11 protein-coding genes are annotated in these 12,859 nt (G+C 71.9%); 7 read left to right on the forward strand and 4 right to left on the reverse strand.

What is annotated here, in order from left to right:
* Positions 1-24 precede the first annotated feature (24 nt).
* A complete protein-coding gene (locus tag OHB41_RS37115; RefSeq protein WP_266706422.1) occupies positions 25-918 on the forward strand; it encodes an SCO3242 family prenyltransferase in 894 nt (297 codons plus the stop codon).
* Here the strand turns inward: OHB41_RS37115 and OHB41_RS37120 are convergent.
* A complete protein-coding gene (locus OHB41_RS37120; RefSeq protein WP_266703520.1) occupies positions 911-1,294 on the reverse strand; it encodes a hypothetical protein in 384 nt (127 codons plus the stop codon). The two genes, OHB41_RS37115 and OHB41_RS37120, sit on opposite strands and share 8 nt — an antisense overlap.
* A 103-nt stretch (positions 1,295-1,397) precedes the next feature.
* On the opposite strand from OHB41_RS37120, the gene OHB41_RS37125 reads away from it, so the two are divergent.
* From OHB41_RS37125 to OHB41_RS37150, 6 genes are all read left to right on the forward strand, one after another.
* Positions 1,398-2,264, forward strand: coding sequence for a sugar phosphate isomerase/epimerase family protein (locus OHB41_RS37125; protein WP_266706424.1), 867 nt, complete (start codon positions 1,398-1,400; stop codon positions 2,262-2,264).
* Positions 2,261-2,989, forward strand: a complete 729-nt coding sequence (locus OHB41_RS37130) for an EboA domain-containing protein (protein WP_266703522.1) — start codon at positions 2,261-2,263, stop codon at positions 2,987-2,989. Before OHB41_RS37125 ends, OHB41_RS37130 begins: the two co-directional genes overlap by 4 nt.
* Entirely contained in the window at positions 2,989-3,837 is an 849-nt protein-coding gene (locus tag OHB41_RS37135; RefSeq protein ID WP_266703524.1) for a TatD family hydrolase, read from the forward strand. Before OHB41_RS37130 ends, OHB41_RS37135 begins: the two co-directional genes overlap by 1 nt.
* 3 nt (positions 3,838-3,840) lie before the next feature.
* A complete protein-coding gene (eboE, locus tag OHB41_RS37140) occupies positions 3,841-5,010 on the forward strand; it encodes a metabolite traffic protein EboE (protein ID WP_266703526.1) in 1,170 nt (389 codons plus the stop codon).
* Positions 5,007-6,407: an alkaline phosphatase family protein gene (locus tag OHB41_RS37145; RefSeq protein ID WP_266703528.1), complete on the forward strand. Its 1,401-nt coding sequence runs from the start codon at positions 5,007-5,009 to the stop codon at positions 6,405-6,407. The genes eboE and OHB41_RS37145 overlap by 4 nt, the downstream gene beginning before the upstream one ends.
* Before the next feature lie 88 nt (positions 6,408-6,495).
* Complete coding sequence (locus OHB41_RS37150) at positions 6,496-7,680, forward strand: sugar phosphate isomerase/epimerase family protein (RefSeq protein WP_266703530.1); 1,185 nt, start codon at positions 6,496-6,498, stop codon at positions 7,678-7,680.
* A 110-nt stretch (positions 7,681-7,790) separates the two neighbouring features.
* Here the strand turns inward: OHB41_RS37150 and OHB41_RS37155 are convergent, their stop codons facing one another.
* The 3 genes from OHB41_RS37155 to OHB41_RS37165 form a co-directional block, all read right to left on the reverse strand.
* The gene (locus tag OHB41_RS37155) at positions 7,791-9,197 is read right to left on the reverse strand and encodes an OFA family MFS transporter (protein WP_266703532.1); all 1,407 of its coding nucleotides are present in this window, start codon (positions 9,195-9,197) and stop codon (positions 7,791-7,793) included.
* Position 9,198: 1 nt separating this feature from the next.
* Entirely contained in the window at positions 9,199-10,587 is a 1,389-nt protein-coding gene (locus tag OHB41_RS37160) for an OFA family MFS transporter (RefSeq protein WP_266703534.1), read from the reverse strand.
* 124 nt (positions 10,588-10,711) lie between these two features.
* Complete coding sequence (locus tag OHB41_RS37165) at positions 10,712-12,856, reverse strand: acetate--CoA ligase family protein (protein ID WP_266703536.1); 2,145 nt, start codon at positions 12,854-12,856, stop codon at positions 10,712-10,714.
* Between the last annotated feature and the right edge of the window lie 3 nt (positions 12,857-12,859).

A 12,859-nucleotide genomic window follows, 5' to 3' on the forward strand; every position in this document is an offset into this window, starting at 1 on the left:
CCGGACGCGGGAGCGACCGGTCCCGTGCCGCCCGCTGCCGGTCCGCATCTGCTCGCCTGGGCCGAACTGCTGCGGCTGCCCGCCCTGTTCACCGTCCCCGGCGACGCCCTCGCGGGAGCCGCTGCCGTCGGCGGCCGCCCCGGACCGCGCACGCTGCTCGCCGTCGGCTCCTCGCTGTGCCTGTACGAGGCGGGCATGGCCCTCAACGACTGGGCCGACCGGGCCGAGGACGCCGTCGACCGCCCGCACCGCCCGCTGCCGTCCGGCCGTGTCCGGCCGACCGCGGCCCTCGCGGCGGCGGGCGCCCTGACAGCGGCCGGCCTGGCCCTCGCCGCCCGCGCCGGCCGAGGCACCCTCGCCGTCGCGTCACCCCTCGCGGCCACCGTGTGGGCGTACGACCTCGTGCTCAGGCGAACTCCCGCGGGGCCGGCGGCGATGGCGGCCGCCCGGGGCCTGGACCTGCTCCTCGGTGCGGCGGCGTCGGGCGGCAGCATCCGCCCCGCCCTGCCCTCCGCCGCCGCCCTGGCCGGCCACACCCTCGCGGTGACCGTGGTCTCCCGCGGTGAGACCCGGGGCGGCTCACCGGTCGCACCGCTGGCCGCGCTCGCCGCGACGGGGGCTCTGACCTGGGCATTGACGCGCGGACCGGCCTCCGCCCGCGCTCCGCGGGACGCCGCGCACGTCCTGTGCGGGGTTCTCACGGCCGCCTACGCCGCTACCTCCGCCCGCCCCCTCCTGCACGCCGCTCTCAACCCCTCGCCCCCACTCACCCAGCGAGCAGTCGGCGGCGGCATCCGCGCGATGATCCCGCTCCAGGCCGCCCTCGCGGCCCGCTCGGGCGCCCTCACCTCCGCACTCCTCACCGCCGCACTGGCTCCCGCGGCCCGCAGGTTCGCGAAGAAGGTGAGCGTCACATGAGCCCCACGCCGCGCTCTGCGGCCGCCGCACCGCGTTCCACGACTCCGGTGCCGCGTTCCACGGCTCCGGTGCCGGGCTCCGCGGTTCCCGTGTCGGGTTCCGCGGCTCCGGCGCCGCGTTCTACGGTCGCCGTGTCGGGGTCCGCGGCTCCCGCGCTGCGTTCCGCGGTTCCCGTGTCGGGTTCCGCGGCTCGGGCGCCGCGTTCCACGGTCGCCGTGTCGGGGTCTGCGGCTCCCGCGCTGCGTTCCGCGGTTCCCGTGCCGCGTTCCGCGGTTCCCGTGCCGCGTTCCGCGGTTCCCGTGTCGGGGTCTGCGGCTCCGGCGCCGCGTTCCACGGTCGCCGTGTCGGGGTCCGCGGCTCCCGCGCCGCGTTCCACGGCTCGCGTGCCGAGGTCCGCGCCCCCCGCCCCGCGCTCCGCGCCCCCCGCACCGCACCCTGCGACCTCCGCGCCCGACCCCGCACCCCCACCCCCCAACCCCCTGCGCTTCGGCTACGGCACCAACGGGCTGGCCGACCTCCGCCTCGACGACGCTCTCGCCCTCCTCGCGGACCTCGGCTACGACGGCGTCGGTCTGACCCTCGACCACATGCACCTCGACCCGATGGCCCCGGACCTCGCCGCCCGGACCCGGAGGGTGGCCCGCAGACTGGACGCCCTCGGTCTGGGCGTCACCGTGGAGACCGGCGCCCGCTACGTCCTCGACCCGCGCCGCAAACACGGACCATCGCTTCTCGACCCGGACCCGGCGGACCGGGCGCGCCGCGCCGGCCTGCTGCACCGCGCCGTGCGCACCGCCGCCGACCTCGGCGCGCACGCCGTGCACTGTTTCAGCGGCGTGCCCCCGGCCGGCACCGACGAGGACACCGCCTGGAAGCGGCTCGCCGAGGCGCTGGCCCCGGTGCTGGACGCGGCCACCCGCGCCGGTGTCCCGCTCGCCGTCGAACCCGAACCGGGCCATCTGCTCGCCACCCTCGACGACTTCCACCGCCTGCGCCGCATCCTCGGCGACCCGCCCGCCCTCGGCCTCACCCTCGACATCGGCCACTGCCAGTGCCTGGAACCCCTCCCGCCCGCCGACTGCGTACGTGCCGCCGCCCCCTGGCTGCGGCACGTCCAGATCGAGGACATGCGCCGCGGCGTCCACGAACACCTCCCGTTCGGGGACGGGGAGATCGACTTCCCGCCCGTGCTCGAAGCCCTGGCCGCCACCGGCTACCAGGCCCTGACCGTCGTCGAACTGCCCCGCCACTCCCACGCGGGCCCCCACTTCGCCGAGGAGTCCCTCCCGTTCCTCCACCGCGCGGCCCGGGCGATCCCCGACAGCGCCGAAGGGAGCACTTCGTGAACCACCACCCGCGCGCACCCCACGGCGCCGGCACCCCACCCACCGCCGCTCCACCCACCACGGCCGCACCCACCACTGCCACGCCCGCCCTCGCCTCCGTGCGGGCCCGGCTCGACTCCCGCCTCGACGCCCCCGCCCGAGCGTGGCTCGACCGAGCTCTCACCGAAGCCGCCGACCACCCCGGGACCCACGGGCCGATCTCCGTCTGGGAGCTGCGGATCGCGGAGGCCGGCCGGCGCTGCGGCCACGAGAACGCCGACGGCGTCCGCGTCCTCCTCCTGCACGCCGCCCGCGCCGATCCCCAGGCGCTCTCCCGTGTCTACCGCCAGGGCACCGCCGCCGAACGCAGGGCCGTCCTGCACGCCCTGCCCCACCTCGTGCCCGGCCCCGACGCCCTGCCCCTCGTCGAGGACGCCCTGCGCACCAACGACACCCGCCTCGTCGCCGCCGCCCTCGGCCCGTACGCGGCCCGCCACCTGGACGCCCACAACTGGCGGCACGCCGTCCTCAAGTGCCTGTTCACCGGCGTCCCCGTCGACGCCGTGGCCGGGCTGGCCGAGCGCGCCCGCGCGGACGCCGAACTCGCCCGGATGCTCGGCGACCACGCCGAGGAACGCACCGCCGCGGGCCGTCCCGTCCCCGAGGACCTCCGGCGCGTACTGGCCCTGACCGAGCCCGCCGCCACCCCCACCGGCATCCCCGGCCGATCCGGCAAGGAGTCCTGATGCGCATCTTCGACCCCCACATCCACATGACGTCGCGGACCACCGACGACTACGAGGCCATGCACGCCGCGGGCGTCCGCGCCGTCGTCGAGCCCGCCTTCTGGCTCGGCCAGCCCCGCACCTCGGCCGCCTCCTTCCTCGACTACTTCGACTCCCTGCTCGGCTGGGAACCCTTCCGCGCCGCCCAGTACGGCATCGCCCACCACTGCACACTCGCCCTCAACCCCAAGGAGGCCAACGACCCCCGCTGCGTCCCCGTCCTGGACGAACTGCCCCGGTATCTCGTCAAGGACCAGGTGGTGGCCGTGGGCGAGATCGGCTACGACTCCATGACCCCCGCCGAGGACAGCGCCCTGTCCGCCCAGCTCCAGCTCGCCGCCGACCACGGTCTGCCCGCGCTGGTGCACACCCCGCACCGCGACAAGCTCACCGGCCTGCGCCGCACCCTCGACGCCGTCCGGGAGTCCGCACTGCCCCCGGACCGTGTCCTGGTCGACCACCTCAACGAGACGACCGTCAAGGAGGCCAAGGACAGCGGCTGCTGGCTGGGTTTCTCCGTCTATCCCGACACCAAGATGGACGAGGAGCGCATGGTCGCGATCCTCCGCGCCCACGGCCCGGAGAAGGTTCTCGTCAACTCGGCCGCGGACTGGGGGAGGAGCGACCCCCTCAAGACCCGCCGGGTCGGCGACGCCCTGCTGGCCGCGGGGTTCACCGACGACGACGTCGACCGGGTGCTGTGGCGCAACCCCGTCGCCTTCTACGGACTCAGCGGACGTCTCTGCCTCGACCTGACCGGCACCGACGCGACCCACGAGGGCAACTCCGTCCTGCGCGGCGGGGAGTGAGCGATGCGCTTCCGCCACCCCGACGGCTCCACCGTCCACCTCGCCTACTGCACCAACGTCCACCCGGCCGAAACCCTCGACGGCGTGCTCGCCCAGCTCCGCGACCACTGCGAACCCGTCCGCCGACGCCTCGGCCGCGACCGCCTCGGCATCGGCCTGTGGCTCGCCAAGGACGCCGCCCACGCCCTGGTCACCGACCCCGCCGCGCTGCGCGCCCTGCGCACCGAGCTCGACCGCCGCGGCCTCGAAGTCGTCACCCTCAACGGCTTTCCCTACGAGGGCTTCGGCGCCGAAGAGGTCAAGTACCGCGTCTACCGCCCCGACTGGGCCGACCCGGAACGCCTCGTCCACACCACCGCCCTCGCCCGCGTCCTCGCCCGGCTCCTCCCCGACGACGTCACCGAAGGCAGCATCTCCACCCTGCCGCTGGCCTGGCGCACCGCGTACGACGACGACCGCGCGGCGACCGCCCGGGCCGCGCTGACCACCCTCGCGGAACGCCTCGACGCCCTCCACGAACTCACCGGACGCTCGCTGCGCGTCGGCCTGGAACCCGAACCGGGCTGCACCGTCGAGACCACCGCCGACGCGATCGCCCCGCTCACCGCCATCGGCCACGACCGCATCGGCGTCTGCGTGGACACGTGCCACCTCGCCACCTCCTTCGAGGACCCGCACACCGCCCTGGACGCCCTCGCCGAGGCCCGCGTCCCGGTCGTCAAGTCCCAGCTCTCCGCGGCCCTGCACGCCGAACACCCCCGTCACTCCGATGTCCGCGCGGCCCTCGCCGCCTTCGACGAACCCCGCTTCCTGCACCAGACCCGCACCACCACCGCCACGGGCCTGCGCGGCACGGACGACCTCGGCGAAGCCCTGACCGGCGACGCGCTGCCCGACACCGCCCCGTGGCGCGCCCACTTCCACGTCCCGCTGCACGCGGCCCCCGCCGCACCCCTCACCTCGACCCTCCCCGTCCTCAAGGCCGCGCTGACCCGTCTCGTCGGCGGCCCGCACCCGCTCACCCGGCACCTGGAGGTCGAGACCTACACCTGGCAGGCCCTCCCGCCCGAGCTGCGCCCCCGTGGCCGCGCCCAGCTCGTCGACGGAATCGCCGCCGAACTCACCGTCGCGCGCGATCTGTTGACGGACCTCGGCCTCAAGGAGCTGCCGTGACCCACCCCTCGCGCGAGCGTTCCGGGCCCACCCCCCTCCTCGTCCTCGACGTCGTCGGCCTCACGCCCCGTCTGCTCGACCACATGCCCCGCCTCAAAGCGCTCGGCCGCTCCGGTTTCCGCGCCCCGCTCGGCACCGTCCTGCCCGCCGTCACCTGCGCCGCCCAGTCCACCTTCCTCACCGGCACCCACCCCGGCGAGCACGGCATCGTCGGCAACGGCTGGTACTTCCGCGAACTCGGCGACGTACTCCTGTGGCGGCAGCACAACGGCCTGGTGTCCGGCGACAAGCTGTGGGACGCCGCCCGCCGCGCGCACCCCGGCTACACGGTCGCCAACATCTGCTGGTGGTACGCCATGGGCGCCGACACCGACATCACCGTCACTCCCCGTCCCGTCTACTACGCCGACGGCCGCAAGGAACCCGACTGCTACACCCGGCCCCCGGCCCTGCACGACGAACTCACCGGGAAACTCGGCACGTTCCCCCTCTTCCACTTCTGGGGCCCCGGCGCCGACCTCGTCTCCAGCCGCTGGATCATCGACGCCACCCGGCACATCAACCGCACCCGCCGTCCGGACCTGACCCTCTGCTACCTCCCTCACCTCGACTACGACCTGCAGCGCTTCGGCCCCGACGACCCACGCTCCCACCGCGCGGCCGCAGACCTCGACGCGGCCATGGCACCTCTTCTCGACGAAGCCGAGGCGGAAGGCCGCACCGTCGTCGCGCTCTCCGAGTACGGCATCACCCGCGTGGACCGTCCCGTCGACATCAACCGCGCCCTGCGCCGCGCCGGCCTGCTCGACGTGCACACGCAGGACGGCATGGAGTACCTCGATCCGATGGCCTCCCGTGCCTTCGCGGTCGCCGACCACCAGATCGCCCATGTCTACGTGCGACGCCCCGAGGACCTGGAGGCCACCAGGGCCGCGCTGGCCGGCCTGCCCGGCATCGAGCGGCTCCTCGACGACGAGGGCAAGAAGGCCCACCACCTCGACCACCCGCGCTCCGGCGAACTCGTCGCCGTCGCCGAACCGGACGCCTGGTTCACGTACTACTACTGGCTCGACGACGCCCGCGCCCCCGACTTCGCGCGGCTCGTCGAGATCCACCGCAAACCCGGCTACGACCCGGCCGAACTGTTCATGGACCCCCTCGACCCCTACGTCAAGGTGAAGGCCGCCACGGCGCTGGCCCGCAAGAAACTCGGGATGCGCTACCGCATGGCGGTCGTGCCCCTCGATCCCTCGGCTCTTCGCGGCAGCCACGGCCGCCTTCCCGCGAGCGACGACGAAGGTCCGCTCCTCATCTGCTCCACCCCCCGCACCGGCACCGGCCGCATCGCGGCCACCGAAGTGAAATCCCTGCTGCTCGGCCTGGCCGGTCTCGCGTGACGCGGCCGGACGAGCGACCACGGAAAGTGAAACACGCGCCACTGACAACGCCCCGGCACCGCTGAACACCGACCCGAAAGAGAGAACCGTGACCGCGTTCAACGACGAACCCGTGCGCAACGACGAACCCGCGACCGGCGAAGCCCTGCGTCGCACGCTCGGAGTCGGCCGCCGCCGCTTCCTCAGCACCTGCACCGCCGCCGCGACCGCGGCGATCGCCGCACCTGTCCTCGGCGCCTCCCCCGCCCTCGCCCACGACCGGGGCAGAGGCCACGACCACGGCCACGGCGGTGACGTCCTCGTCCCCGCGAACCGGCGCGGCATCATCCTCTACACCGTCCGTGACGCGACGGGCCGTGACCCGCTCTCCACCGACCTGCCCTCCGGCTTCCTCGAGGTCTTCAAGCAGCTCTCGCGCTACGGCTACCGGCAGGTGGAGTTCGCCGGATACGGCCAGCACGCCAACGCCCCCGGCGGAGCCGACCTCGAGTCCGTGGCGGGCGCCAGACTGCTGCGCTCCTGGCTCGACGACCACGGACTGCGGGCCCAGGGCAACCACGGCTTCATACCGTCGTCCTGGCCCCTCACCACACCCGACCTGGACACCTTCAAGAAGCACCTGGAGATCGCCAACATCCTCGGCATGGCGCACGTGGGCACCGGTGGCGACCCCACCGGCAGCGTCTACCGCGCCGACTGGGACGTCGCCGCCGACAAGTGGAACGCGCTCGGCGGGATCGCCCGGCGCGCCGGCCTCAAGCTGTACACCCACAACCACGACGCGGCGTACGGCTTCCTGCTCGACGGGGGCCCGCTGGACGACCAGGGCCGGCCGACCCGCAGTTCGGGCATCCGCAAACTGGAGTACTTCCTGAAGGTCACCGACCCGAAGGTCGTCTGGCTGGAGATGGACGTCTTCTGGGCGCACGTGGCCCAGTACAAGTTCCACACGTACACCGCCCACGACGGCTCCACCCGGGAGAAGATCTTCGACCCCGCGGGGCTCGTCGTCCGCAACAACAAGCGCTACCCGCTCTTCCACGCCAAGGACGGCAGCGTCAACACCACCAACGGCATGGGCTACGACATGGTGCCGTTCGGTACCGGCGTCATCGACTACACCACGTTCTTCTCCCGTGTCGGCGACCGGACTTACCACAACCCGATGGTCGAGCAGGACAACGCCCCGAGTGCCACCGACCCCGGGCAGTCGCTCCAGCACGCGAGGATCGGTTACGACCACCTCGCCGCTCTCCGCGAGAAGTGCCACTAGATCCGCGGCGCCACGTCAGGCGGCCCTCCCCACACGTGTCACGTGGGGAGGGCCGCCTGATGTCCGTGCAACCGTGGGCGTTCCGTGCTGTTCTGCTCCGTCCCGCCCTGTCAGCCGGCCGGCTGCGGCCGCGGAGCCCCGCCCAACTCGCCGTCGCGTCCCGGCTGTTTCAGCAGCAGCGCGATCGCCGCGGCCGCCATCGAGATGCCGCCGGCCAGCGCGTACGCGCCGTTGTAGCCCCAGGCGGCGACCACCATCGAGCCGAGACCGCCGCCGAACAGACCGCTGACCAGCTTGCCGCTGTACACCAGCCCGTAGTTGGTGGCGTTGTAGTTCTCGCCGAAGTAGTCCGGGGTCAGGGCCGCGAACATCGGGTAGAAGGCCCCGCCGCCGAACCCGGAGAGGAAGGCGAAGAACAGGAAGAGCCACTCGCTCTTGACGTCCCCGGCCCAGATCACGCCGAACTGCGCGAGCCCCAGGACGACGATGACGAACACCAGGGTCAGTTTGCGTCCCCAGGTGTCGGACAGCCAGCCCACCACGGCGCGGCCGATCCCGTTGATGACGGCCATGATGCCCATGGAGGACGCCGCCACCAGGGGACCGAAGCCCACCTCCTTGGCGAAGTCGACCTGGAAGGAGATCCCGAAGATGGACACGCCCGCGGTCATCACGAGGGTGACCCACATCAGGGGGAGCACGCCCGTCCTGACGGCCTCCTTCGGGGTGTACTGCTTCACCGCGGGCGGGTTCTTGGCGAGACTGGCCGCGGTCTTGGTGTCGCCGCCGTGGGTCAGCGGGTCGATGTCCGCCGGCCACCAGTTCTTCGGCGGGTCCTTGAAGAAGAACGCGCAGGACAGCACGACGATCATCACGTAGCACCCGATGAGGTCCAGGACGCGATGGTAGTTCCCGGTGTCGAACGCGTAGTTGAAGATGAAGATGAAGGGCAGGGAGCCGTAGGCGAATCCGCCGTTGACGAAGCCCGTCCTGGCGCCCCGCCGTTCGGGGAACCACTTGCCGACCATGTTGATGCAGGTCGCGTACACCAGGCCGGAGCCGAGGCCGCCGATGACGCCGAAGCCCAGGATGGCCAGCAGCACGTTGCTCAGGTGCGACAGGGCGAGGAAGCCGAGTACGCACATGACCGCGCCGACGTACATGGCCCGGCGGGCGGTGAGGATGCCCTTCTCCCGCATCCAGCCCGCAGGGAAGGCTATGCCGGCCTGGAAGAAGACCCAGACGCTCAGGATCCAGAAGGTGTTGCTCTGCGTCCAGCCGTGCGCGTGGGACAGGGTGTCCTCCGCGGAGCCGTACGCGTACTCGAAGACGCTGATGGCCATCATGGCGATCCACGGCAGGTACACCATGAACTTGCGTGAGTGGCCCAGGATGTCCCGGTCCGTCTCGCCGATCCGGTAGACACGGCCCCGGGTGTCGGTGACTTCGCGGTACGAGCGGTTCGGGGCGCCGGTTCCGGCCGACGCGCCCTCGGTGGCGATGGGGTCCGCCGTCATGTCACGCCATCTCCTCGCCGAGCGGTTGCGGGTTGGGGACGATGCTCCGGGCCTTGGGGGAGCCCGGGGATTTCAGGAACAGCGCCAGTACGGCGGAGGCCAGGCCGATGGAGCCCGCGAGCACGAAGGCGCCGTGGTAGTCCCACGCGCCGACGACGACCGCCCCCATGCCGGAGCCCACCAGGCCCGAGATCAGCTTCGAGCTGTAGACCATCCCGTAGTTGGAGGCGTTGTTGTTCTCGCCGAAGTAGTCCGCCGTCATGGCCGCGAAGAGCGGGAAGATCGCCCCGCCGCCGAAACCGGAGACCATGGAGCAGAACAGGAAGAACGGCATGCTGCCCATCTGGCCCGAGACCAGCACGCCGAACTGCGCGGAGCCCAGCACCAGACAGACGATGATCAGTGTGTTGCGGCGCCCGAAGCGGTCGGATATCCAGCCGATCACCCCGCGCCCGGTGCCGTTGACGATCGCCTTCAGGGACATCGCGGTGGCCACGATCCCGCCCGCGAAGCCCATGTCCTTGCCGAACGGAACCTGGAAGGCGATGCCGAAGATGTTGATGCCCGCGGTGCACAGCAGGCAGAACCACATCATCCACAGGACGGGTGTGCGGGCGGCCTCCCTCGGGGTGTACTGCTTCACCGCCGGCGGGTTCTTCTCCAGTGCCCGCCGGATCCTGGGATCGGACGACACCTTCAGCGGGTCCACGTGCGGAGGCCACCAGCCCTTGGGCGGGTCCTTGAAGAACCAGCCCGCGAACGCGACCACCGAGCAGCAGACCAGGCCCACCATCACCAGGACGGTCCGGTAGTTGCCCAGGTCCATGTACGAGGTGAACAGGAAGACGAAGGGCACCGAGCCATAGGCGAAACCGCCGTTGACCAGGCCGGTCTTGCCGCCCTTGCGCTCCGGGTACCACTTGCCGACCATGTTCACGCAGGTCGCGTAGACGAGGCCGGCGCCGATGCCGCTGAACATCCCGAAGCCGAGGTACGCGACACTCACGTGCGGTGCGAACGCCAGCGAGAGATAGCCCAGCACCGTGCCCAGCGCGCCGAGCATCATGGCGTACCGCGCGGGCAGCCGTCCGCTCTCGCGCAGTCGCCCGGCCGGGAAGGCCACGGCCGCCTGGAAGAAGATCCAGACGCCCATCAGCCAGAAGATGTGCCCACTGCTCCACAGGTGGGCGTCGTGCAGGGTGTCCTCGGCGGAGGTGAACGCGTACTCCGAGGAACTGATGCCCAGCATCCCCATCCAGGGGAAGAGCACCATGGTCCAGCGTGGTCGCCCCATGATGTCCCGGTCGGTCTCACCGATGCGGTACAGGCGGCCGTTGCGATCCGTCACCTCCCTGTAGGGGACGGATGTCGATAGGTCGGTGGTCGTCATGTCGGTTCAGCACCCCTTGCGTCGAAAGATCTGGCCAGCGCCCCCTGTCCAAATGCCTTTCGTGTGCGCACGGGTCCTGGGGGCGGCCGACGCGCACCGTCGGCCGCTCCCGCCCTGGTTCACCTCATGAACCGCCCCCCAACAGGCCGGCCGCGCGCGCCCAGCGGTACTTGGCGCCCAGGACCGCCACCGGCGTCTCCGTCGTGTACGGGTACGCCACGACCCCGCGCTCGTACAGGTACTGGCAGGCCTCCTCGACCTCGACGTCACCCGCGAGCGACGCCACCACCGGCTTCTCGACGCCCCGCTCCCGGAACTCGGCCACCACGCGCGCGGTGAGCTCGGCGAAGACCATGGGAGGGGTGACGATGGTGTGCCAGTAGCCGAGGACGAGGGCGTGGACGCGCGGATCCTCCAGGCCCAGCCGGATCGTCGCCTCGTACGTCGACGGCGGCTCGCCGCCCGTGATGTCGACCGGGTTGCCCGCGGCTCCGAAGGGCGGGATGAACGCCCTGAAGGACGCGTCCAGGTCCGGCGGTATCTCCATCAGGGTCAGGCCGTTGTCCATCACGGCGTCGGAGAGGAGGACGCCGCTGCCGCCCGCGCCCGTGATGATCACGACGTTGTCGCCCCGGGGAGCCGGCAGCACCGGCAGTCCGCGCGCGTACTCCAGCATGTCGCGCAGCCCGGGAGCCCTGATGACGCCGGCCTGTTTCAGGATGTCCTCGTACACGGCGTCGTCGCCCGCGAGCGCGCCCGTGTGCGAACCGGCGGCCTTCGCCCCGGCGGCGGTACGGCCCGCCTTCAGGACCACGACCGGTTTCTTGGGGACCGTCGCGCGAGCGGCCTCGACGAAGGCGCGGCCGTCCTTGAGGTCCTCCAGGTGCATCGCGATGCACTCGGTGTGCGGGTCCTCGCCGAACCAGGTCAGCAGGTCGTCCTCGTCCAGGTCCGACTTGTTGCCGAGCCCGACGATCGCGGAGACGCCCGTCTTTGTGGTGCGCGCGAAGCCCAGGATGGCCATGCCGATGCCGCCGGACTGCGAGGTCAGCGCGACACCGCCCTTGACGTCGTACGGCGTGCAGAACGTGGCGCAGAGGTCCTGCCACGTCGAGTAGTAGCCGTAGATGTTCGGCCCGAGCAGCCGGATGTTGTGCCGCTCGGCGATCGCCACGATCTCGTCCTGGAGCGCCTGCTCACCGGTCTCCGCGAATCCGGAGGGGATCAGTACCGCGTTGGGGACGCCCTTGCGTCCCACCTCCTCCAGGGCCGAGGCCACGAACTTGGCGGGGATCGCGAAGACCGCCACATCCACCTCACCGGGAACGTCCGTGACACTCTTGTACGCCTTGCGGCCCAGGATGTCGTCGGCCTTGGGGTTCACCGGGTGGATCTCGCCGGCGAAGCCGCCGTCGACGAGGTTGCGCATCACCGAGTTCCCGATCTTGCCCTGCTCGTTGGAGGCGCCGATCACGGCCACCGAGGAGGGCTGCATCAGCCGGCGCATCGAGGTGAGGATCTCCTCGCGGGTGTACTTGCGCCGCTCCTTGGGGAGCGACTCGGCGAGGATCACCCGGATGTCCGCGGCGACGGCGCCCTCCGGCGTGGCGATCACCGGGTTGAGGTCGACCTCGGCTATCTCCGGGAAGTCCGCGACGAGTTCGGAGACCCGGCGGATCTGTTCGGCGATCGCCCACCGGTCCACCGGCGGCGCGCCGCGCACCCCGCGCAGGATCTCGGCCGCCCGGATCGAGTCCAGCATCGACAGCGCCTCGTCGGCGTCCACGGGGGCGAGCCGGAAGGTGACGTCCTTGAGGACCTCGACCAGGACGCCGCCGAGCCCGAACGCCACCACCTTCCCGAAGGTCGGGTCGGTCACCGCGCCGACGATGACCTCCTGCCCCTGGGGGAGCAGTTCCTGCACCTGGACGCCCTCGATGCGGGCCCGCGGGTCGTACGCCTTCGCGTTCTCGACGATCCGGTGGAAGGCCGCGCGCACGTCCGTCGCGCCCTCCACCCCGACGACGACACCGCCGGCATCCGTCTTGTGCAGGATGTCCGGGGAGACGATCTTCATCACGACGGGGCCGCCGAAGCGCGCCGCGTACGCCACCGCCTCGTCGACGTCCCTCGCCAGTTCCTCGCCCGGTACGGCGATCGCGTACGCGTCGGCGATCACCTTGCCCTCGGGCGCGGTGAGCGCGCCGCGTCCCTCGGCCCGTACGGCGTCGAGGAGCGCACGCACCCTCAGCACCCGGTCTTCGGCCATCAC

The sequence above is a fragment of the Streptomyces sp. NBC_01571 genome (assembly GCF_026339875.1).
GTDB lineage: Bacteria > Actinomycetota > Actinomycetes > Streptomycetales > Streptomycetaceae > Streptomyces.

Bases quoted from the DNA above. Each gene is read 5' to 3' on its own strand.
- OHB41_RS37165 (WP_266703536.1), bottom strand. From the start codon at position 12,856: ATGGCCGAAGACCGGGTGCTGAGGGTGCGTGCGCTCCTCGACGCCGTA.
- OHB41_RS37135 (WP_266703524.1), top strand. From the start codon at position 2,989: ATGCGCATCTTCGACCCCCACATCCACATGACGTCGCGGACCACCGAC.
- OHB41_RS37155 (WP_266703532.1), bottom strand. From the start codon at position 9,197: ATGACGGCGGACCCCATCGCCACCGAGGGCGCGTCGGCCGGAACCGGC.
- eboE (WP_266703526.1), top strand. From the start codon at position 3,841: ATGCGCTTCCGCCACCCCGACGGCTCCACCGTCCACCTCGCCTACTGC.
- OHB41_RS37160 (WP_266703534.1), bottom strand. From the start codon at position 10,587: ATGACGACCACCGACCTATCGACATCCGTCCCCTACAGGGAGGTGACG.